1 protein-coding gene is annotated in these 938 nt (G+C 59.4%); it reads right to left on the bottom strand.

The window, feature by feature from the left end; translation table 11 throughout:
- A partial coding sequence (locus AEYBE204_RS39180; RefSeq protein ID WP_023464153.1) for a phage tail tape measure protein occupies window positions 1-938 on the bottom strand: 938 nt, incomplete at both ends.

Here is a 938-nt window from a genome sequence, read left to right as displayed (position 1 = left end):
ACACTGAATGCGGCCGCAATCCCGGCGCCGACGGTGGTAAAGACCGTTCCCAGCAGCCCGGCCCCGGCGATCAACATATTGACCCCGGCCATCACCGGCCATGCGATAAGGCCCAACGCAGCGAGGCCGCCGATCAGGGCCGTGACGCCCGCCGTGACTTTCACCAGCGTGCCGACCAGCTCAGGATTGGCCTTCACCCATGCCCCCGCCTTGGTGAGCCATTCGGTGGCGGAAACCGTGAGCTTGCGCAGCGCTGAATTCTGGCCGTCGAACACCTCAATGCGAACATCTTCCCACGCCGAAAACAGGTTTTTCAGGTCGCCGTCGAGGTTGTCCACCTTCACTCGGGCAATCTGTGCCGTAGCCCCTTTTGACTGGGTGACGGTGCTGTGTTTTTCGCTCAGCTTGCCGTTACCGGCGGCGTCAATCAGCTTGATAGCGCCTTTCATCGCCTCTTCGCCGAAAATGACTTTCAGGTATTCGGCCTGCTGCGCGGTGCCGAGCTTGTTGGTTTTAAACGAGCCGTTAATTTTCTTGAGGATGTTCGCGATCGGCAGCATGTTCCCTTTGCCGTCCTTTGTTTTTACGCCCAATTCTGACAACGCATCAGCCGCCTGCCCGACGGGCGCCTGTAACCGCGTAAACATCGCACTGGCCGCCGTACCGGCCATAGACCCCTTGATGCCGTTATCGGCCAACACGCCCAGCAAGGCGGTGGTGTCCTCGATACTGGCCCCGGCCGCCTCGGCGATCGGCGCGACGTACTTCATCGCCTCGCCAAAATCCATCAAATTGCTGTTTGAACTTGTGAAACCTTTGGTCATCACATCCGCGACGCGCTGGATCTCGTCTATCGGCATGTTAAACGCCGATTGCATGTTGGTGATGATGTCGGCCGCGTCGGCGATGTCCAGATCGGAGGCCAGCGCCAGATTTAC

It is taken from the genome of Asticcacaulis sp. YBE204, from assembly GCF_000495855.1.
Taxonomy (GTDB): domain Bacteria; phylum Pseudomonadota; class Alphaproteobacteria; order Caulobacterales; family Caulobacteraceae; genus Asticcacaulis.
Note: the sequence above shows the minus strand (reverse complement) of the source record. Positions and strands in the feature narration are given on the sequence as shown.